The sequence below is a fragment of the Bradyrhizobium sp. SZCCHNR1053 genome (assembly GCF_032381235.1).
Taxonomy (GTDB): Bacteria; Pseudomonadota; Alphaproteobacteria; order Rhizobiales; family Xanthobacteraceae; genus Bradyrhizobium.
The window spans coordinates 124,371-144,091 of the sequence record NZ_JAUHJM010000013.1 but is presented as its reverse complement, the minus strand read 5'-3'; the positions used below and the strand labels follow the sequence as shown (position 1 = coordinate 144,091).

Sequence of the window (19,721 nt, the reverse complement as noted above, 5' to 3'; positions counted from 1 at the left end):
CGCCCTACTCGTCCTGCGGCGTGATATCGCGCTTGCCGTGATAGCCGCGCTTCGGCCGCCGTGGCGGGCCAGAAAAGCGCGCCTCGGCCTCGTGGCGCTCGCGCGCCTCGTCGCTGCCGGTACGCTGGACCAGCACGCGGCGGCCCTTGCGATCGGCGACCACCTCGCGCTTCGGCTTGGGCTTCGGATCCGGCAACGGCTCGCGATTGCCCTTGCCGGCTGGACCGAGATCGGCGCCCGATTGCGCGATGACCTTCTCGCCGAGCTGCTCGCGCAGAACTCGCGTCTTGACCTCCTGCACCTCGCCCTCGGGCAGCTCCAAAAGCTGGAATGGGCCGTAGGAGACGCGGATCAGGCGGTTCACCTCGAGGCCGAGATGAGCGAGCACGTTGCGCACCTCGCGGTTCTTGCCCTCGCGGATCGCAACCACGAGCCAGACGTTCGCACCCTGGTCGCGTTCGAGCGTGGCTTCGATCGGTCCGTATTTGACGCCGTCGACCTCGACGCCTGCGGCGAGCTGATCGAGCTGCGCCTGCGTGATCTCGCCATGGGCGCGAACGCGATAACGCCGCGTCCAGCCGGTGTCCGGCAATTCGAGCACGCGCGCCAGCCCGCCGTCATTCGTGAGCAGCAGCAGGCCCTCGGTGTTGAAGTCGAGCCGGCCGATCGAGATCAGCCGCGGCAGGCCCTCGGGCAGATTGTCGAATACCGTCGGTCGCCCCTCCGGGTCGCTGTGCGTCGTCATCAGCCCGCGCGGCTTGTGATACAGAAACAGCCGCGTGCGCTCGCGCTCCGGCAGCGGCGCGCCGTCGACCTGGATCACGTCGTTCTCGGTGACGTCGAGCGCCGGCGAGTTGATGATGCGGCCATTCACCGTCACGCGGCCCTGCGTGACCATCTCCTCGGCATCGCGCCGCGAGGCCAGCCCTGCGCGCGCCAGCACCTTGGCGATGCGCTCGCCCGCCTTCTTCGGCGCGGCCGGCTCGGCCGCGACGCGGGGGCTGCGCTTGTCCGTCTCCGGCTTGCGCTCGCGATAGGCGCCGCGGCCGCCAAACGCCGGGCGCTTGGCGAAGACCTTGCTGTCGTCCTCGTTGTCGCGGCGCGGCCGCTCGGAGAAGCCTTCGCCGCCGCGGCGCTCGCTGCGCGGATGCTCCTGCCAATCGGTGCGGCCCTCAGGACGGCGACGCGGCTTGTCGAAGCCGCGGTCGTCGCCGCGATCACGCGGACGATCGAATTTCGGCCTGTCGAACTTCGGCTTGTCGAACTTGGGACGATCCTCACGGCTGCGCTCGGTGCGCGGCCGGTCAAAGCTGCGCCCGCCTTCTCGCGGCGGACGCGCACTGCGCTCCGAACGATCTCCCTCCGCGCCGCGCTTCTGCCACGGCTTGCTCTCGCCACGGGCCGGACGATCGCCAAACTCCTTGCGCGGACCACGCGGTCCGGCCCCGAACTTGCGTTCGCCACGATCGCCATCAGCACCGCGGGAAAACTTCCTTTCGCCGCCGAACTTGCGCTCCGGCCGATCGCCGCTGCGCGGCGGACGGTCGCCAAAGCTGCGCTCCGCCCGAGGCCGGTCGCTGCGATCGCGGGCGCCTTCGCCGCGCGGCGTATAGGGCCGCTTGTCACCGTCACGCTCGCGCGCAGCGTAGGGTTTGCGCTCGCCGAACTTGCGCTCGGACGATCGCCCGGCAGGACGAGCCTCGTCGCGACCAGTGCGCGGCGTATAGGGACGCTTCTCGCCGCCCCGCTCGTCCCGATCGAATTTGGGCCGGTCACCCCGCGGCTTGAAGGCGCGCTTCTCGCCATCGCCGTCCCGCGCCGGGCGCGCGGCATAGGGCCGATCGCCACGCGGCCGCTCATCGCGGTTGAACCGTGGCTTGTCGCCAAAGGATTTGCGCGGCGCATCGCCCTCGTCGCGGCGGCGCGGCGCGCGGCCCTCGTCGAAGGCGCGCTTGCCCCGGCCACCCGCTTCCTTGTCGCCGAAGCCGCGCTTGGCGAACTTCTTCTCCGGCCCGCGTGCGGCGCCCGAGCGTCCCTTGCCGCCCTCGGACCGCCCCCGCGGGGCGCCGCCGCGGCGGCCGCGGGAATCGTTGTCTTTGTCGGTGGTGCGGGGCATGAAGGTCTCACTTCGAGGTGCAGGACGAGGCGTGAACCGCGCGCTTCTGAAGCAGCGCATGTCACGCAGGAAATCGGGGTCCGGTTGTGCTGAAGGGCGATCCAGTAGCAGACTTGGGCGGGCGTGACGAGCCATGAACGGCCCTTCTTTCATGGATTTGGCGCTGAAAGCGGCCGAATCGGCCGCACTTTCCGGCGAGGTGCCGATCGGCTGCGTCGTGGTGCGGAACAACGCGGTGATCGCCACCGCCGCCAACCGCACTTTGACCGACCGCGACCCGACCGCGCATGCCGAGATCCTGGCACTGCGGCAGGCGGCCCAGGTCGTCGGCAGCGAGCGGCTGGTCGAGTGCGACCTCTACGTCACGCTCGAGCCGTGCACGATGTGCGCCGGCGCGATCTCCTTCGCGCGCATCCGACGGCTGTATTACGGGGCCGCCGATCCGAAGGGCGGCGCGGTCGAGTCGGGCGTGCGCTTCTTCACTGCGCCGACCTGCCATCACGCGCCGGAGGTCTATTCGGCCGTGGGCGAGCAACAGGCGGCGCAGATGCTCAAGGAGTTCTTCAAGGCGCGGCGATGAGGCTCGGTCAGCCTATGCAGCCGCCTCCTTGCGCAGCGCGCGAAAGCTCATGCGAACAGGGAGGCTGGAGACGCCGCTCATGAAGGGCGACCGCACCCGGCGCACCCGCCCGGCCAGTTCGATCCGCTCGGTCCGGCGCAGCAGCTCCGCAAATAGCACCCGCATCTGCATCCGCGCCAACTGCAATCCCATGCAGATGTGCGGGCCACGGCCGAAGGCGATGTGCGGGTTCGGACTGCGATCGATCCGGAACGCGCCGGCATCTTCGAACACGGCCTCGTCGCGGTTGGCGGAATGGAAGAACAAGGCCAGCGCATCGCCTTCGCGAATGCGTTGCCCCGCGACCTCGGTGTCGCGGACCGCGGTGCGCATGAAGTGCCGCACCGGCGAGGTCCAGCGCAGCATTTCCTCGATCGCCGGATCGAGCAGCTCGGGCTCGGCCCGCAGCCGCGCCATCTGCTCGGGCGCTGCAAGCAGCGCCGCCAGGCCGCCGGCCAATGCGAGCGCCGTCGTATCGTGGCCCGCCGTGACCAGCAGGATGAAGTAGGAGATCAGCTCGTAATGCGGCATCGCCGCGCCATGCGGCGCGGCATGCGCAATCAGGCTGGCGAGATCGTCGCGCGGCCGGGCGCGCCGATCGGCCACGACGGCTTCGAAATAATCGCGCAGCGCCAGCATGGCCATCCGCATCGTATCGCCCGGCGACTCGGCCAGACGGCGCTTCGGATCCTCGGCGCCCACGAAGGCCTGGGCCAGCCACGCAAGCCGGGCATCGTCGGCCTCCGGCGTGCCCAGCATGCGGCCGATCACCCGGAAGGTGAAGGGCAGCGCCACGTCAACAGCGAAATCGCATGCGTCCCCGTGCGCAGCAACCCGGTCGACGATCTCGGCTGCCCATTGTGCCAGCCAGGTTTCCATCGCGCGCAAGGCCGGCGGCGCGAAGGCGCCCTGGATGATGCCGCGATAAACGCCATGATCCGGCGGATCCATCTCGGTCAGGCCGCGCACGAGTTGCGGCTTGCCGGTGACACGCTGCAGCACGGCCTCGGCGGTCTCGCTGGCAAGATAAGTGCGCGGGCCCGCGGCAAACTCATTGCTCCGTGTCTCGATCGAAACGATGTCGGCGTAGCGCGTGACAGCCCAGAACGGACGCACGCCGGGGCGTTCGACCCAATGCAGCGGCGCGCGCTGGCGCAGCAGCGCGCAGGCGCGTTCCAGCCGCGTTGGATCAGCGTGACCTCGCGAGGAGATCAGCACGTCCACAGCGCGCTCGATGGCGGCGCTGCGGCGATCTGTCTGCGAGGATAGCGACGGAACAGCCGACATCAGTGCGAGGGCCCCGCTTGCGACGGCGCGGCATGAGGCAAGCGGCGCACCAGGAGCGTGAACTCCTTCATGCCGTAGTTGCCGATGACCTCGACGGCCGCCGCAAACTCCTGCTCGCAGTGGGTGGCCCAAACGTCCGGCGTCGTGCGATACAGGCGCGCCTTGGCAGGATCGCCTTCCTGCTCCTCGTCCGCGGCAGCTCGCATGAAATTGACGGCAAAGCCGCGCCGGCTGGTCGCGAACATGCGCTGCAACATGGCCTTGATGTAGCCTTCCCAGGCGTCGCGCGAATAGCCGACATTGACGTTCATGATACCCGAGGCGACTGAATAGTCGGCGACACGCGGGCTATCGAGAGCGACGGAGAATCGTCGCAATGGTCCAGCAAAGCGCCGCCGTGCCCGGCGGATCATGGCATGCGAGAAGTCGATACCGAGATAATCGATCTCGCATGACGGAAAGCGTGCCGCCAGAAACGGCACCAGCGCGCCGTAACCACAGCCGATGTCATTGAGGCTGAACGCTGCAGTCGCATCGCACAGCTTCATAAGCTGCACGAAGCGCAGGCTCTGCGTCGCCTCGCACGACCAGTCAACACCGCGTGGCGTCGCGCCATGACGCGCGACGCAGTTGGTGTAGTAAGCATCGACGTCGGCCTGGATCGAACCGAGCATCGGAACGTCCGGCCCCATGCGCGTAGCAGATCCGGCGCTCACTGCATGCTGAGCTCTCGCGGCCGCCGCTCCCGAACCGTCTTGGCAATCTGCTGCCGCATGACGCGGCCGGGCGTGGTCGGGATAGACACGATGACATGCACCTCTGATGAGAACACGACGGGCCTTCCGCGAGAGACCATGACGCGCGGATCCTCCGCGGCGGAATGGCAGACGAGCGAGATCGGCAACGGCGCATCCGATTCCAGATCGTCCTTGAATGCCTCGACCACCCGGTCGTGACCGTTCATCCCGTCGCGATCGGAAGGATAGGTCTTGAGATGGTCCAGGAACTTGTACCAACGACGACGCTCGTTCAAATCGCCCGGCACGATACCGAGCAGAGTGAAAGAGCGCTGCAGACCGTGCTCAGCGGAAAAAATCCTGAATTCGCGCTGCAACGCGGCCATCTCGGGCACCGCATCGGTCTCGAAACGCTTGTTGAACTGCACGATGACGTCGAGCGTCGTGCTGTCCTTCATCATCATCCCCATGACGAATATCCTCCCCTCAGCACAAAATGAACCGGTGTCATGATGCCTTCTTTTCCGCGTACCATCAAGGACGATCTGCCGCCGACGGGGATGACGAAGCTGACCGGCGCAAGGCAGCGCTCAGCCTCGCACGCGCACATCAGCGCCGAACGGGATCGGTGATCGCTCGGGACCGCACGGCCCGATGGATATCGTCGTCAGAGCAGAGGGGGCGAGCAAAAAGCCTCGTGTCCGAAGACGAAGCCCGCGGTCTCCTCACTTCTTGCGTTTTTCGACCCGCCTTGCCCGGACGGTCTCAGCGGCCTGCTTGCGTGCCTCACGACCGGGCGTCGTCGGGATTGAGATGATGACGTGCTTGTCGAGAGAGAAAACGATCGGACGTCCTTCGGACACGGCGACACGGGGATCCTCTGCCGCAGAGTGACAGACGATCGAGACCGGCAGCGGCTTTTCGCACTCCAGATCATCCTTGAATGCCTGGATCACACGATCATGGCCGTTCACGCTGGCGATGTCCGATGGATACGTCTTCAGAAACTCGAGAAACTTATACCAGCGCCGCCGCTCGGACCAATCGGCAGGCACGATTCCGAGCAAAGCAAAGGACTGCTGTAGACCATGCTTCAGCGAGAAGACCCCGAACTCCCGTTGTAGCTCAACCATTTCGGGCAAAGCATCAGCATCGAACCGTTTGTTGAGCTGCACGATAATATCAAGGGTAGTACTGTCTTTAATCATTACCCCCATTGTAACCCCCAAATCTGAAAAAGCTGGAATTCAACGAATCGACAATGCATGCATCATTGCATTGCTTCAAGATGCAATTGCAGTTTCTGAACTAATGAACGCAGACAGAACGCACCGGAGACATTCATCAAATGTCGTATCTGCTCGAGAAGTCCCGCAGCCTGCTCGTTCCTGCCGGCTCCGGCAAGAGCAAGGCCCAGGATGATCGTCGCGTAACACTCCGCGACTCGATCCGTCTTTCGTTTGGCTACAAGGATCGCCTGTTTGCTGGCCTCGATAGCGGCATCGAAGTCCTCACTCCGGTAAAGCAGATCGGCATTTATGGCAGCCATGCGCGCCTCAAGCTCGAGCCCGGTTCTTGCGGCCCGTGCGGCTTCGATCGCGCCAACCATCTCATTCGTCGCATCGGCGAATCGACCAGTCAAAGCCTGTTCGAGGCTTGCACAGAGCAAGGTGAGCACGCGGATGTAGGGAATGCCGGATGTTTCAGCGAGATCGGAAACTCGCCTTGCGTGCTCGCGCGCAAGACCCTGGTCTCCGACGATCCATGCTAGCTCCACCAGGTTGAAGTGCGGAACGAACTGAAGCACCGGTGCGACCTCGGATGAAGGCTGCTGCACCAGTTCGAGAAGCTCGCTGCGAGCATCCTCGATTTGGCCGAGATGAGCCATTGCGCGCGCCCTGATGCATCTCACCCAATAGCTGACGTCGAAGCCGAGAATCTGGTTCGGGTTCAAACCAAGCGTGACGTGACTGTCGAAGCCGGCTTGGCTTGCCATCGCAGCGATAGCCGTATTGGCCGCCGAGAGCGCCTCGTTCATCCGTCCCGAATGTGTGTATGCCTGCGCCAGCATGGCGTTGACGGTCGCGTAGCGGCCGACATCCCCCTCGCCCGAGGTCAGCTTGATGGCGTTCTGCGCCAGGTCGACGTAGTCATCGGCCGCTCCCGTCGAAGCGAGCACGCGTCCATAAGCGCCGATCAACAACGGCTCATGCGCCTTGTCGGAGGAGCGTGCAAATCTCAACGCTTCCTCAGCAAACGGCTTGACTTCTTCGGCCGAGATGCCTTCGCGCCAGCCGAAGTTCAGGATCTGGCCGCTGGCCAGCGCTCGCAGGCGGTCGACGCGCTCCGATTGCGGCAGCGCCTGCAGCAGGGAGCGGATCTTCTTCCACAGCCGCAGTGCCTCGGCCGTATTGGTGCGGCCGATCCAGCGCGCCGCGCGCTGCAGATGCTCGACGGCCTGCATGGTCTGGCCGGCGAATTCGTAATGCGAGGCGATCAGGGCGGCGAACTCGTCCTGCGTGCCCCAATCCAGCGCCTCGATCGCCTTGGCCACGGCCACGTGCACGCCGCTCAGGCGCGAGCGCAGCTGCATGGCATAGGCCACCTCCTGGATCAGCGGATGGCGGAAGGCGAGCACGCCCATGTCGAACGGCGGCAGATCATAGAGAAGATCGGCATGTCTCAGTTGTGCGAGCGCGTCGAACAGATCCGCCTCGCTGAGCCCGACGACCGGCTTGAGCACGGCGAGCGCGACCGAGCGGCCGATCACAGCCGCTGTTTCCAGGACGCTCTTGGCGGTCTCGCTCAGACGGTCGATGCGGGCCGCTACCACGGCATGCACCGTCGGCGGCAGCGGAATCGGGCCGATCCCGCCCTTCAGCCGATAGGCGCCGCGCTCACCCTCGAACCCACCGCTCTCGGAGACCGCGCTCGCCAATTCCTCGAGGAAGAACGGATTGCCCTGAGCGCGCTCGACGATGTCGCGCGCCAGCACCTCCAGCGAAGGATCGTCACCAAACACCCCGCGCAGCAGCTCGCTGGCCTCCTCGGAGGCCAGCGGAACGATGTGCAGTTCGTGAAATGGGACCTGCTGCATGAAGGAGGCGGCGAAACCCGGCCTGTAGTTCACGACCAGCAGCGTCTTGGTGCCGATCGTGGCCTCCGCGAGCGCCTCGACGAACTCCTCGCTGGCCTCGTCGATCCAATGCAGATCCTCGATCATGATCACCATGGCGCCATCAGCCGGCGCGGCGCGGAACAGCGTCTTGAACACGTTCAGGAGACGGGTCTTGAACACGCCGGGATCGAGCCGGAGCGCCGGACGTGACGGATCGGCGAGGTTCATGAAGTCCAAGAGCAGGACCAGCGCCGTGTCGGGCATGGCAATGGCTTCGAGCCGGTCGACCACGCGCTGGCGCGACACCTCCACCGGCTCCTTCGGCCGGATGCCGAAGAAGTCGCGCAGCAATTCGAGCACCGGCTGGAACGGGGTGGCGCGGCCATGTGCCAGCACGCGCGCCTCGTAGACGCGAATGCCCTGGCGGCGACAGTGCTCGGCGAACTCGAAGCACAGCCGGCTCTTGCCGATGCCGGCCTCACCCACAATGCCGACGACAGCGCCGCGCGCCGCCAGGACGTCGTCGAGCTCGCGTTCGAGCACGGCGAGCTGAGCGTTGCGCCCGATCAGCGGCAACAGGCGCTGGCCGCTACGGAAGACGTCGCTCGCCGGCGCACTGAGGCGGCCGATCAGCTTGTAGATCGACACCGGCGAGGCAATGCCGCGCAGCGTGTGGGTGCCGAGCGGCTCGGCTTCGACGAACTGCCTGGCGCCGGTGTAGGTTTCCTTGCTGATCAGGATGGTCCCGGGCTCGGCCATGTGCTCCAGACGATTGGCCAGATGGACGTTGGCGCCGGCCGCGTCGTAGGTCTGGTACATGCTGTTCTCGACGACCTGGACGATCACCTCGCCGGTGTGCAGTCCGACCCGGACCTGCAAATGCGGGTCGGCGAGGCGCGCGATGGAGTCCTGCATCGCCAGCGCGCCGAGGCAGCCGCGAACCGCATGATCCTCATGCGGCACCGGCGCCCCGAACAGGGCCATGACGCCGTCGCCCTGCGTCTTGTTGACGACGCCGTCGTAGCGGTGAACCGCCTCCTTCATGAGGTTGAGCACCGGATCGAGCCGCTGCATCGCGAGCTCGGGATCGCCGAGGCTATCGATCAGCTGGGTGGAATCCCGGATGTCGGCGAACAGGATGGTGAGACGCTTGCGTTCTCCGCCCTTGCTGCTCAGGGTCCTCAGGACGCGCTGCGCCGCCTGGTCGGGCGGAGCCGGCCGGCCGGGCAACGGCGCGCCGCATTGGCCGCAGAACCGATTCGACGGGCTGTTGGTCTGGTTGCAAGCCTCACATCTGAGGCCGAGCGGCTCGCCGCACCGGTCGCACGAGGCTCTCCCTGGCTGATTCTGCCTGCCGCACCGCGCGCATTCCATGGCCCCTCCGTTCCACGGCGGAACTGATTCATCCCATCACGGCATGAGTCTATGGAACTGCCACAATTCTCGCGGGAAAAATAGCCTTGCAGGGCCGACTACGGCGATCACGATGCTCAGCCCTGAGCGCTTTCCTGCGCCACCGCCTGCCAGGCAATGTCGCGCCGGCAGAAGCCGTCGGTCCATTTGATGCGGTCGACGGCCTGATAGGCCCGCGCCTGAGCCTCGGTGACGCTCTTTCCCGACGCGCAGACATTGAGGACGCGCCCGCCATTGGCGAGAATGGCGCCGTCCTTCGCCACCGTGCCGGCGTGGAAGATCTCCACGCCCTCGATCCGCGCGGCGTCGTCGAGCCCCTCGATGACACCGCCCTTGGCGTAGTCGCCGGGATAGCCACTCGCGGCCATGACCACGGTGACGGCGGCGTCGGGAAACCAGCGCAGGTCGAAATTCTTCAACTGCCCGTCGCAAGCGGCCAGCATGGCGGGCACGAGATCCGACATCATCCGCAGCATCAGCACCTGACATTCCGGATCGCCGAAGCGCACGTTGTATTCGAACAGCTTCGGCCCCTGGGCGGTCAGCATCAGACCGGCATAGAGAATGCCCTTGAACGGAGTGCCACGCGCATTCATTCCGGCGATGGTCGGCTGAATAATCTGATTCATGATCCTGTCATGAATCTCCTGCGTGACGAACGGCGTCGGCGAATACGCCCCCATGCCGCCGGTGTTCGGTCCCTGGTCGTGATCGAACACCCGCTTGTGGTCCTGGGCGGAGGCCAGCGGTATCGCGGTCTCACCGTCGCACAGCGCGAAGAACGACACCTCCCGCCCTTCGAGAAACTCCTCGATGACGACCTCGGCGCCCGCGACGCCGAAGCCGCCCTCGAACATCATCTTGATGGCGTCCTCAGCCTCGGCAACCGTCTTGGCGACGACGACCCCCTTGCCGGCCGCGAGCCCGTCTGCCTTGACGACGATCGGCGCCCCGTGCTCGCGGACATAAGCGAGCGCCTCGGGGGCATTGTCGAAGCGGCAGTAGGCGCCGGTCGGGATGTCGTATTCGGCGCAGAGATCCTTGGTGTAGCCCTTGGAGCCCTCGAGCTTGGCGGCAAGCCTGGATGGGCCGAACGCCTTGATGCCCGCAGCCTCGAGATCGTCGACGATGCCGGCGGCGAGCGGCGTCTCGGGGCCGACCACCACCAAATCCACCTTGTTCGCCCGGCAGAAGGCGATCACCGACGCATGATCGGCGACGTCGAGCGCGACACATTCGGCCTCCTTGGCGATCCCGGCATTGCCGGGGGCGCACCACAGCTTGGTGAGCAGCGGCGAGCCGGCAATCTTCCAGGCGAGCGCGTGCTCGCGGCCGCCGGAACCAAGGAGCAGAATGTTCATCGTCGATGCCGTCGCAGGGGTGGGCCAATTTGGACGCCCCAATTGCCCGGCCGTCGCTACAGAGTCAAATCATGGCTCGGACGGCTTGACGGCGGCGCCGGCGATGATCTCCTGCAGGCTGGCGACGTGGCGGGCGAACGCCGCCCGGCCGGCCGCGGTCGCCGTCACCGTGGTCTGCGGCTTCTTGCCGACGAAGGCCTTGTCCACGGCGACGTAGCCGGCGCGCGCCAGCGTGTCGATATGGGCGCCGAGATTACCGTCGGTGGCGCCGGTCAGCTTCTTCAGCCGGACGAATTCCAGCCCGGCCCCGGCAGGCAGGGCATTCAGCGCCGCCATGATCTTCAGCCGCAGCGGTTGGTGGATGATCTCGTCGAGCTCCGCCAAACCGTCAGCCCCGCCGCATCCACAAGCCGCCGAGAACCAGGCCGCCGCCATTGACGAACGCCATCCACAACGGGAAAGCCGCGCCGATGAAGAGGTAGCCGACCAGGGTCAACGCGGTGACGCACAGGCCGAACACCGTGAAGGCCGCGCCGAACCACAATCCGGCGAGGCCGTAGAACAGCATGAAATAGACCGGCCAGAACGCGCCCATTTCACGCGGTCCGAAATGGCCAATCGCTTCGACGAAGAAGCCGAACGCAAAGAACATGACGAAGGCGAGCAGGGCCCGGAGATCGAAGCTGCGGACGCCGGAACGCGCCTTCTCCGTCGCGCCCAACACCACCGATCCGGCCAGACCGAGGACATAGACCGACAGCCAGGCCTTGTCGGCGTAGTAAGGCGCCAGATAGGTCACGAGATTGCCGGCAAAGACGAGGACGCCCCAAAGGATCATCATCAGGCTCGACAGCCGATAGATCTGCGACTGCCGCACGCGCTTCGTGACATCCTCGATGTCGCTGAGCGCCCGCGCGGCTTCCAGGCTGTCGATCATGCGGCTTGAACCCCTAGCGCGTCGCCACGTCATCGGCGATCGCGCTCACCGCCTGCGGCGCCGACACGATCTCCATGTGATTGACGCCGGCGATCAGCTTCACGTCAACGCCGGGCGCGACGGCGTGCACCGCATCTGCATATTTGTCGGCGAGCATCAGCTCATCATCGGCGCCAGCGATGAGGGTCACCGGGTGCTTCGCCGCAGCGAGATCGGCCTTGTAGCCACGGGTCGCGAAATTGCGGAACAGCCGGTAGCTGTAGGTCGAGGCCACGAACTTCTCCGAGTTCGGCCTGACAGCAAAGGCCAGCGCGGGCAGCGCCTCGCAGCATCTCAGGCCGACGCGATCGAGCACGCCGAGCGCGAGGATGCGCGGAATGTCGGGACTGGCCCAACCGCCCGAGCTCTCCCGGTTGGTGGGCGCGTCATAGCCGAGATAGGGCGACAGCAGCACGGTGCGCGCGAACAGGTCCTGGGTCGGCGCGCTGGCCGCGCGCAGCGCGAAGCCGCCGCCGGCCGAATGGCCGAGCAGCACGATCGGCTGGGACGGCGCGGTCCTCCTGACCTCTGCGACGAGATCGGCCAAATCATCCTCGAGCTGGCCGAGATAGCCGATGTCGCCGCGGGTGCCTGAGCCGCCATGGCCGCGGATGTCGGGCGCGAACGTGTCGATGCCCCGGGCGGCAAGCCCATCCGCCAGCGCATGCACGGCGACGCTCGAGCCGGAGGAGCCGTGCACGAGGATGGCAACCTTGCCGATCGGCGTCGCCCGCGCCGGATAGTGGCGGTAGGCGAGCTCCGTGCCGTCCCGGGCGCTGAAGCGCTGTAGGGCCGGCATGGTGCTCCGATCGACACGCCCGACGGTCTCCGAGATCGATTTCAGCTCGGGCGGGCGCACCAACGGCGTCGCGATCATCCCGCCCAGAAGAAGGGCAAGGGCCCCGGCGAGGCCGAAGCCCCAACCGATGAGCCGACGCACGATCTTGATGCTTGACCGCATACCCCTCTCCATTTTCTATAGAGTCCTCTGTAATACAGAGTTATCGAAAAGGCAACGGCTTGATTGGCGGCGGACGCGGAAAGCCCCTACCTTGGCAACTGCTCCCCGAACCGAATCAAACAGCGATGCCGCCTGCGGAAGCCTTGCCCAACGCGCCCGAATTCACCGTCACCGAGCTGTCCTCGGCGCTGAAGCGCACGGTCGAGGACCAGTTCGGCCATGTCCGGGTGCGCGGCGAGATCACCGGCTTTCGCGGGCCGCATTCCTCGGGGCATTGCTATTTCGCGCTCAAGGACGAGAGCGCCAAGATCGAGGCGGTGATCTGGAAGGGCGTGCATGGCCGCATGCGCTTCAAGCCCCAGGAAGGGCTCGAGGTGATCGCCACCGGCAAGCTCACCACCTACCCGAATTCGTCGAAGTACCAGATCGTCATCGAGGCGCTGGAGCCGGCCGGGATCGGCGCGCTGATGGCGCTGATGGAGGAGCGCAAGCGGAAGCTCGGCGCCGAAGGACTGTTCGATCCCGCACGCAAGCAACTGCTGCCGTGGCTGCCCGAGGTGATCGGCGTCGTCACCTCGCCGACCGGGGCAGTCATCCGCGACATCCTGCACCGGCTCGAGGACCGCTTTCCTCGCCGCGTGCTGGTCTGGCCCGTGAAGGTGCAGGGCGAAGGCTCGGCCGAGCAGGTTGCCGCCGCGATCCGCGGCTTCAACGATTTGCCGCAGGATGGCCCGATCCCGCGGCCCGACGTGCTGATCGTCGCGCGCGGCGGCGGCTCGCTGGAGGACCTGTGGTCGTTCAACGAGGAGATTGTGGTCCGCGCCGCGGCCGAGAGCATGATCCCGCTGATCTCGGCGGTCGGCCACGAGACCGACGTGACCTTGATCGATTTCGCCGCCGACAAACGTGCGCCGACGCCGACAGCAGCCGCGGAAATGGCGGTGCCGGTGCGCAGCGAGCTGATGCAGGAGGTCGCAAGCCTCGCGCGCCGTGTCAGCGTCTGCTGGCAGCGCGGCCAGGAGAGCCGCCGCAACGAGCTGCGCGCCGCCGCGCGCGCTTTGCCCGGCGCCGGCGATCTGCTCGCCATTCCCAGGCAGCGGCTGGATTCGGCGGCCGCCAGCCTGCCGCGCGCGCTCAAGACCAACACGCATGTGCACTTTCGCCAGTTCGCAGCGGCGAGCGCCAAGCTCACTCTGCGCGTGCTGCACGCGCAGATCGCGCAATCGCGCCATCGCCTCATCGCTTCGTCCGAGCGGCTGTCGCTGTCGTCGCGCGGCCAGCTGCACCGGCGGCGCGAGCGATTCGAGGCGCTCGACGCCCGCTTCAAGGCCTCGCGCCAGGCCTATGCGCAGGCCAAGCGCCAGGCCATCGGTCGCGAGCGCGACCGAACCGAACGTCTTGCCGAGCGGGCCCGGCGCGCGTTGCAGACTCAGCTCCAGCGCCTGACGGCCCGCGTGGGACAGAACGAAAAGCTCCTCACCGCGCTGTCCTATCGCAGCGTGCTGGCGCGTGGATTTGCACTGGTGCGCGACGAGGCCGGCCATCCGTTGCACCATGCCGCGAGCATCGGTCCGGGCGCCGCACTCTCGATCGAATTTGCGGACGGCAAGGTCACGGCCACGGCGGGCGCGGACCGCCCGCTTCCAGCCGCGGCGCCAGCATCGCCAAAAGCCCCGCGTGAGGGCAAGCCTTCGGCGCCGAAGCGCACGCCCGATCCCGCCGATCAGGGCAGCCTGTTCTGAGTGGTCCTCAGCGCGCGAGCCAATCGGCCACGAGCTTCTGCGCATCGGCACGCGCCTCGGGATCCGAGCCGACATGGCCGCGCTCGGGCGCCCCGGCGTCCGACCCTGCGACTTGATGCAGCGGCAGGTTCACACGATCGAAATCGTGATAGGCGCCGGGATAGATGACGATGCGGGTCAGCGCGCTGCGGCCGCGCGCGCCATCGATCATCTGTCGGCACGCCGGCGGCGAATAGACGTCGTCCAGGCCGCCGATCAGCACCAATGTCGGGACGCGCGTGCTCCAGCCGAGGCCGGACGAGGCGCGGCAATCCGGATAGAACGCCACCGCCGAGCGGAAATCCGGCGAGACATGCTCGGGCAATTGCGGGCGCACCGCCCACAACAGCGCGCTCGCGCCGCTGGCCCAGCCAACGAGGCTGACCCGGTCGGGCATCGCCCAGGCTTGCTCGGCCAGCCATTTCTGCGCGATCACGATGTCAGCGACACGCTCGCGCCGGCCGCTGATACGACGCTCCTTGACGCGGCATTGCGGCCCCAGTCCGCGCGAGCCGTAGCTGTCCGGCAGCAGGACGGCCTTGCCGTCCTTGACCAGTTCCTCGGCCCAGTCGCGATAGCGCGGCAGCACCGGCTCGGAGCGGCCGGAAAGCCCGCCACAGCCGTGCAGCGCAACCACGACCGGAAATGGGCCGGCCCCCTTCGGCCGGTAGAGCTGGGCGCGCAGCACATAGCTTCCCGAGGGGATCTCGACCGCGATGGGCGCCGGCAACGGCTCAGCCAAGGCCGAAAACGCCGTGGCGCAGAGCATTGAGACGACGATGGCGACGAGGGAGCGCATCAAACCAGCCGGGCGGGACAAGCGGCGGATATTGAAACCTAGCTAGCACGGAGTTTCGTGCAGAAGCATCACAAATCAGTGGGTTTGCGCGGGGGGACAGCGTCCCCCATCTATGCTAGGAAATCATCGAAATTCGGCCTGTCGTGTGCGCGCGGCGCCCACGTAGGGGGACTTCACGTCAAGGAATTGGAGATCGCGGACGTGCTCAACAAGTTTGGTCCCTCGGGCCAGGGCGAGGCGCAGGTGCAGTATCTGGATGGCGATTTCCGCGTGATCTCGCCGGGAAGCTATGTGCGCTGCGCGGTCACCGATGTGCGGATTCCGCTGGACGAGCTGAAGTATTGGAGTGTCGATCTGCAGGAAGCCTATGCCCTGCCGAGCGCCGTGCTGCAGCGGCATTATCCGGGCGCATTGAAAGCCAGCGGCTGACCGTTCCGCTTCGCTGACAGCCGCTGCACAACCAACGCGCGCAACGCGGCGAGATCGCCGAACTGCAGTGTCACCGGGAATGCCATGACATCGGGCGCGGCCTCGTGGCCGCGGAACCGCACGAGATCTTTTTCCGTGGTCACCAGGGCAAATCCATCACGCCTGGCTTCGTTGGCAAGGGCTACGACGTCGGCCGTCGTGAATGGGTGGTGATCCGGAAAGGCACGCTCGCGCCTGACGTCGAGACCGGCACCGCGAAGGGTGCGGAAGAATCGGGCGGGATCGCCGATCCCGGCAAACGCCAGCAGCGGCCTGCCCTGCAGCGCCGCGACGATCTGCGCATCGGGCTGCAACGCGGCTGAAAACACCGGCTTGCCGGCCGCCAACACATGTGAGGCGACCGCCTCGCTGGCTCGGCCGCTACCGATCACGACCAACGCGTCGGTGCGCGCCAGCTGCGGTGGCAGCGGCGCGCGCAACGGGCCCGCGGGAAACACCTCGGAATTGCCGAGACCGCGCGCGCCGTCGATCACGATCAACGCGAGATCCTTGGTGATCGACGGGTTCTGGAAGCCATCGTCCATCAGAATGACGGAGGCGCCCTGCGCCTTGACGAGACCGATGCCGTCGGCGCGGCTGCGCGCCACGACGACCGGCACTCGCGCCGCCATCATCAGCGGCTCGTCACCGACATCGGCAGCCTCATGGACAGCTGGATCGACGACGACGGGCCCGTGCAGCCGGCCGCCATAGCCACGGCTCAGCACCACCGGCTGCTCGCCGAGGTCACGCAGCATATCGGTCAGCGCCAGCACGGTCGGCGTCTTGCCGGCTCCGCCGACATGGAAATTGCCGACACAGATCACCGGCAGGCCGGCATCGATGCCGGCTTGCGCCATGCGGCGTGCGGCAACGGCGCCGTAGAGTTTCGAGAGCGGGAACAGCAGACGCGATTGCCAGGACGGCGGCCGATGCCAGAAGGCCGGCTCACGCATCGCCGGCTGCCCCCATTTCGAGCCTGACCTGCAATAGATACGGCTCCAGCGCCGACAGCGTCCGCTCCAGCGCGCCACCGAGCTGATCGACCACGCGCGTTCCTGCCGCAACCAGGCTGTTGCCGGCTGCGGGATCAGCGAGCAGCTGCCGGAGTTGGCGGATCAGCGCCTCCTGATCGTGGGCGAGCCTGGCTCCCCCGGCTTTGTCCAGCGACTCATAGACGTCGGTGAAGTTGAACACGTGGGGTCCGTGCACGATGGCCGCGCCGAGCTTGACGGCCTCGATCGGATTCTGACCGCCATGCTCGACCAGCGACCCCCCCATGAACACGACCGGCGCCAGCCGGTAGAACAGGCCGAGCTCACCCATCGTGTCAGCGACGTAAATGTCGGTGCCGGCGAGCGGCTGTTCCTCGCGCGAACGCAAGGCGCCCTGCAGGCCGGCGCTTGCGACGAGTTCGGCGACGGCCGGGCCACGATGCGGATGGCGCGGCACGATCACGGTGAGCAGCGACGGATAGGTAGCCGACAAGGCCTTGTGGGCCGCGATCAGGATCTCGTCCTCGCCGGGATGCGTGGAGGCGGCGACGACGACCGGACGGCCGCGCGTCATCGCCGTGAGCCGATCGAGCTTCGCCGGATCGGCGGGCGGCGCCGGCACGTCGAGCTTGAGATTGCCGGTGGTGATGACGGTGCGCGCGCCGAGCGCGGAGAACCGGTCGGCGTCCGCCTGCGACTGCGTCAGGAAGAGATCAAAGCGTCCCAGCAAAGCGGAGATGGTGCCGGACATGCGGCGCCAGCGCGGGAACGAGCGCGGCGACATGCGGCCGTTGATCACCACCATCGGCACCCGCCGCGAGGCGCCGGCGAGGATGAGATTCGGCCAGAGGTCCGACTCGATGAACAGCCCGAGCGAGGGACGCCAATGATCGAGAAAGCGCTCGACGAAGCGCGGCGTGTCATAGGGCACGTATTGGTGGATCACGTCGGGCGGGAAGCGCTTGGCCACGATGGCGGCCGACGTCACGGTGCCGGACGTGATGAGGATGCGGATGTTGAGCTCACGCAGCCGCTCGATCAGCGCCGCCGCCGCCAGCACCTCGCCGACGCTGGCACCGTGAATCCAAACCAGCGGACCCAGCGGGCGCGTGTCGTGGCTCAGGCCGCGCCGCTCGTCGGTCCGCTCGGGATCCTCCTTGCCATGCTTGAGCCGCTGTCTGATCAGTGCCGGCGCAAGCGGCACCGCCGCCGAGGACAACCCGCGGTAGACACGCAGGGCCATCGGCAGCGGCCTAGGCACTTGATGCTCCCGACGCGACCGGCGGAGGACAGGCCTCGGGACGGCCGACGATCTCATAGGCGCGGCGCATGCACTCGTTCAGCGTCGCCTCGAGGTCGAGACGCGCCTCTTCCATCATCGCGGCGTCGGCATCGCGCGGCACGTTGATTTCCTTGATTCCCACCAATGCGCCGCGGCCGAATGGCAAATTGATGGTGGTGCTGTCCCAGTTCTTCAGGCGGATGAAGCGGCTCGTGACCATTGCGAACGGCATGATCGGACGTCCTGATTCGCGCGCGAGCATGATGATGCCCAGCCCCGCAATCCGCGCACGCTTCGGCACATCGGCGGTCGATGCCACATTATAGTTGTCTTCGAGCGCCCGCACCATCTCCTTGAACGCCCCCACCCCGCCTTTCCGGTGGAAGGAGGAGCCATGATCGCCGGAGCCGCGGATGGTTCCGATGCCGAGCCGCTCGGCGGCGATCGCGTTGAACTCGCCGTCGCGATGGCGGGAGATCAGCACCTTGGCGCGATAGCTCGGCTTGTTCTTGATGAAGGGTGTCAGCAGATGCTGGCCGTGCCAGAACGCGAAGATCGCCGGCATCTGCGGCTCGACGATGTCGTAGACCTCGGGCGGCTCATAGGTGAAGCGATTGGTCAGCCACACAAGGCGCAGGTACTCGGCCGCGAGGAACCCGACGGCGCGCTGGAACCAGCCGCTACGCAGCGTATTGCGGATCAGGTGTTTCAAGTCGCGAGCTTTGCGTCTTACTTCGCGTCCTGACCGGGATCGAGCAGCCGGTGCAGGTGAACGATGAAATAGCGCATGTGGGCGTTGTCGACCGTCATCTGCGCCTTGGCGCGCCAGGCGGCGTGGGCCGCCGCGTAGTTCGGATAGACGCCAACGATATCGACCTTGTCGAGATCCTTGAATTCGTTCTTGTCGAGATTGATGAGCTCGCCGCCGATCACGAGGTGAAGGAGCTGCTGCGAGGCGCTATCTGTCATCGGTATTGTTTCCTAGTCAACGCCTTGCAGGCGACGTGGAGGGTGCGATCCAGGGGCGTTCAGTCCGGCGGTAACCTGCGATACTGCGCGACGATGTCGGCATGTCGGTCGCGGCCCGCTGCCACCAGCATCCCGTGCACCACCTCCGGACGATTATAGAGGATCGCCTCGCCGGACAACGCGGTCATTTTACCCCCCGCTTCCTGCACGATCAAATGAGCCGCCGCAAGATCCCAATCGCGGCTTTGCCCGCCTGCAAAAGCGGCATCGAGCCCGCCATGCGCGACACGGCACAGACGCAGCGCCAATGATCCGATTCGCGGATGGAGTTCAATCCGCGCAGAACTCGGAGCCAACCGCTCAACCAACGGTTTTGGACCGGCCACCCGCGCGAAGTCGAGCACGCGTCCGGTCGAGGCCTGAACCGGCTCGTCGTTCAACGTGGTGCCGCTGCCGCGGGCGGCAAAGAAGAACTCCTCGCTGACCGGGACATGCACCGCGGCGAGTATCGGCGCACCGTGCTCGACCAGCGCGACGCTCACGCACCAGTCGTTGCGGCCGCCGAGATAGGACCGCGTGCCATCGATCGGATCGACGATCCAGACCCGCGACCGACCGAGTCTCGCCCGATCATCCGCGCTCTCTTCGGACAGCCAACCGTAATCCGGCGTTGCCGATCGCAGCCTGAGCTCAAGCAGCGCATTGACCGCCATGTCGGCTTCGGAGACGGGCGACGACGCGCCCTTGGTCCATTTGCGCAACTCCGTTCCGAACATCGAACGTGCGAGCTCGCCGGCTTCGCGCACCGCCTCCTTCAGGAGCCTGGCGTCTGTCGCGAG

Annotated in this window: 19 protein-coding genes; 3 read left to right on the top strand and 16 right to left on the bottom strand. The window is 66.5% G+C overall.

The window, feature by feature from the left end:
• Nucleotides 1-4 precede the first annotated feature (4 nt).
• Entirely contained in the window at nt 5-2,116 is a 2,112-nt protein-coding gene (locus tag QX051_RS25185) for a pseudouridine synthase (protein WP_315777974.1), read from the bottom strand.
• 133 nt (nt 2,117-2,249) lie between these two features.
• On the opposite strand from QX051_RS25185, the gene QX051_RS25180 reads away from it, so the two are divergent.
• Nucleotides 2,250-2,696 (top strand): nucleoside deaminase, encoded by a 447-nt coding sequence (locus QX051_RS25180; RefSeq protein WP_315754706.1) that lies wholly within the window; start codon nt 2,250-2,252, stop codon nt 2,694-2,696.
• A gap of 12 nt (nt 2,697-2,708) precedes the next feature.
• Here the strand turns inward: QX051_RS25180 and QX051_RS25175 are convergent, their stop codons facing one another.
• The 9 genes from QX051_RS25175 to QX051_RS25135 form a co-directional block, all read right to left on the bottom strand.
• Nucleotides 2,709-4,022: a cytochrome P450 gene (locus tag QX051_RS25175; protein ID WP_315777973.1), complete on the bottom strand. Its 1,314-nt coding sequence runs from the start codon at nt 4,020-4,022 to the stop codon at nt 2,709-2,711.
• Nucleotides 4,022-4,696 carry a class I SAM-dependent methyltransferase gene (locus QX051_RS25170; protein WP_315777972.1) on the bottom strand — a complete coding sequence of 225 codons (675 nt, stop codon included), beginning with the start codon at nt 4,694-4,696 and terminating at the stop codon, nt 4,022-4,024. The genes QX051_RS25175 and QX051_RS25170 overlap by 1 nt, the downstream gene beginning before the upstream one ends.
• 38 nt (nt 4,697-4,734) lie before the next feature.
• Nucleotides 4,735-5,229 carry a hypothetical protein gene (locus tag QX051_RS25165; protein WP_315777971.1) on the bottom strand — a complete coding sequence of 165 codons (495 nt, stop codon included), beginning with the start codon at nt 5,227-5,229 and terminating at the stop codon, nt 4,735-4,737.
• Between the two features lie 255 nt (nt 5,230-5,484).
• Nucleotides 5,485-5,934: a hypothetical protein gene (locus QX051_RS25160; protein ID WP_315777970.1), complete on the bottom strand. Its 450-nt coding sequence runs from the start codon at nt 5,932-5,934 to the stop codon at nt 5,485-5,487.
• A 95-nt stretch (nt 5,935-6,029) separates the two neighbouring features.
• Entirely contained in the window at nt 6,030-9,251 is a 3,222-nt protein-coding gene (locus tag QX051_RS25155) for an AAA family ATPase (protein WP_315771261.1), read from the bottom strand.
• A 116-nt stretch (nt 9,252-9,367) separates the two neighbouring features.
• Complete coding sequence (purD, locus tag QX051_RS25150) at nt 9,368-10,651, bottom strand: phosphoribosylamine--glycine ligase (RefSeq protein ID WP_315777969.1); 1,284 nt, start codon at nt 10,649-10,651, stop codon at nt 9,368-9,370.
• Between the two features lie 69 nt (nt 10,652-10,720).
• Nucleotides 10,721-11,035 carry a transcriptional regulator gene (locus QX051_RS25145; protein ID WP_315736575.1) on the bottom strand — a complete coding sequence of 105 codons (315 nt, stop codon included), beginning with the start codon at nt 11,033-11,035 and terminating at the stop codon, nt 10,721-10,723.
• Between the two features lie 4 nt (nt 11,036-11,039).
• The gene (locus tag QX051_RS25140; RefSeq protein ID WP_315777968.1) at nt 11,040-11,588 is read right to left on the bottom strand and encodes a hypothetical protein; all 549 of its coding nucleotides are present in this window, start codon (nt 11,586-11,588) and stop codon (nt 11,040-11,042) included.
• Between the two features lie 13 nt (nt 11,589-11,601).
• Nucleotides 11,602-12,588 (bottom strand): alpha/beta hydrolase, encoded by a 987-nt coding sequence (locus QX051_RS25135; protein WP_315777967.1) that lies wholly within the window; start codon nt 12,586-12,588, stop codon nt 11,602-11,604.
• Between the two features lie 125 nt (nt 12,589-12,713).
• Between QX051_RS25135 and xseA the strand changes: the two genes are divergently transcribed.
• On the top strand, nt 12,714-14,330 hold the full coding sequence (gene xseA, locus QX051_RS25130) for an exodeoxyribonuclease VII large subunit (RefSeq protein WP_315777966.1): 1,617 nt from the start codon (nt 12,714-12,716) through the stop codon (nt 14,328-14,330).
• 7 nt (nt 14,331-14,337) lie between these two features.
• On the opposite strand, the gene QX051_RS25125 is transcribed toward xseA, so the two are convergent.
• Nucleotides 14,338-15,168, bottom strand: coding sequence for a dienelactone hydrolase family protein (locus QX051_RS25125; RefSeq protein ID WP_315777965.1), 831 nt, complete (start codon nt 15,166-15,168; stop codon nt 14,338-14,340).
• Nucleotides 15,169-15,369: 201 nt separating this feature from the next.
• Between QX051_RS25125 and QX051_RS25120 the strand changes: the two genes are divergently transcribed.
• Complete coding sequence (locus QX051_RS25120) at nt 15,370-15,597, top strand: DUF2093 domain-containing protein (protein WP_315736570.1); 228 nt, start codon at nt 15,370-15,372, stop codon at nt 15,595-15,597.
• Here the strand turns inward: QX051_RS25120 and lpxK are convergent.
• The 5 genes from lpxK to QX051_RS25095 are packed head-to-tail and all read right to left on the bottom strand — an operon-like array spanning nt 15,567 to nt 19,688.
• Nucleotides 15,567-16,592 (bottom strand): tetraacyldisaccharide 4'-kinase, encoded by a 1,026-nt coding sequence (lpxK, locus tag QX051_RS25115; protein ID WP_315777964.1) that lies wholly within the window; start codon nt 16,590-16,592, stop codon nt 15,567-15,569. The genes QX051_RS25120 and lpxK overlap by 31 nt on opposite strands.
• Complete coding sequence (locus tag QX051_RS25110) at nt 16,585-17,892, bottom strand: 3-deoxy-D-manno-octulosonic acid transferase (RefSeq protein ID WP_315777963.1); 1,308 nt, start codon at nt 17,890-17,892, stop codon at nt 16,585-16,587. The genes lpxK and QX051_RS25110 overlap by 8 nt, the downstream gene beginning before the upstream one ends.
• On the bottom strand, nt 17,885-18,625 hold the full coding sequence (locus QX051_RS25105; RefSeq protein ID WP_315716682.1) for a lysophospholipid acyltransferase family protein: 741 nt from the start codon (nt 18,623-18,625) through the stop codon (nt 17,885-17,887). The genes QX051_RS25110 and QX051_RS25105 overlap by 8 nt, the downstream gene beginning before the upstream one ends.
• A 17-nt stretch (nt 18,626-18,642) precedes the next feature.
• Entirely contained in the window at nt 18,643-18,882 is a 240-nt protein-coding gene (locus QX051_RS25100) for a DUF4170 domain-containing protein (protein WP_009031572.1), read from the bottom strand.
• Nucleotides 18,883-18,941: 59 nt separating this feature from the next.
• Nucleotides 18,942-19,688 (bottom strand): 3'(2'),5'-bisphosphate nucleotidase CysQ, encoded by a 747-nt coding sequence (locus tag QX051_RS25095; protein WP_315777962.1) that lies wholly within the window; start codon nt 19,686-19,688, stop codon nt 18,942-18,944.
• Nucleotides 19,689-19,721 lie beyond the last annotated feature (33 nt).

Coding starts and splice junctions, on each gene's coding strand:
- QX051_RS25185 (WP_315777974.1), bottom strand. CDS start 2,116: ATGCCCCGCACCACCGACAAAGACAACGATTCCCGCGGCCGCCGCGGC.
- QX051_RS25180 (WP_315754706.1), top strand. CDS start 2,250: ATGAACGGCCCTTCTTTCATGGATTTGGCGCTGAAAGCGGCCGAATCG.
- QX051_RS25175 (WP_315777973.1), bottom strand. CDS start 4,022: ATGTCGGCTGTTCCGTCGCTATCCTCGCAGACAGATCGCCGCAGCGCC.
- QX051_RS25170 (WP_315777972.1), bottom strand. CDS start 4,696: ATGCTCGGTTCGATCCAGGCCGACGTCGATGCTTACTACACCAACTGC.
- QX051_RS25165 (WP_315777971.1), bottom strand. CDS start 5,229: ATGGGGATGATGATGAAGGACAGCACGACGCTCGACGTCATCGTGCAG.
- QX051_RS25155 (WP_315771261.1), bottom strand. CDS start 9,251: ATGGAATGCGCGCGGTGCGGCAGGCAGAATCAGCCAGGGAGAGCCTCG.
- purD (WP_315777969.1), bottom strand. CDS start 10,651: ATGAACATTCTGCTCCTTGGTTCCGGCGGCCGCGAGCACGCGCTCGCC.
- QX051_RS25140 (WP_315777968.1), bottom strand. CDS start 11,588: ATGATCGACAGCCTGGAAGCCGCGCGGGCGCTCAGCGACATCGAGGAT.
- QX051_RS25135 (WP_315777967.1), bottom strand. CDS start 12,588: ATGCGGTCAAGCATCAAGATCGTGCGTCGGCTCATCGGTTGGGGCTTC.
- xseA (WP_315777966.1), top strand. CDS start 12,714: ATGCCGCCTGCGGAAGCCTTGCCCAACGCGCCCGAATTCACCGTCACC.
- QX051_RS25125 (WP_315777965.1), bottom strand. CDS start 15,168: ATGCGCTCCCTCGTCGCCATCGTCGTCTCAATGCTCTGCGCCACGGCG.
- lpxK (WP_315777964.1), bottom strand. CDS start 16,592: ATGCGTGAGCCGGCCTTCTGGCATCGGCCGCCGTCCTGGCAATCGCGT.
- QX051_RS25100 (WP_009031572.1), bottom strand. CDS start 18,882: ATGACAGATAGCGCCTCGCAGCAGCTCCTTCACCTCGTGATCGGCGGC.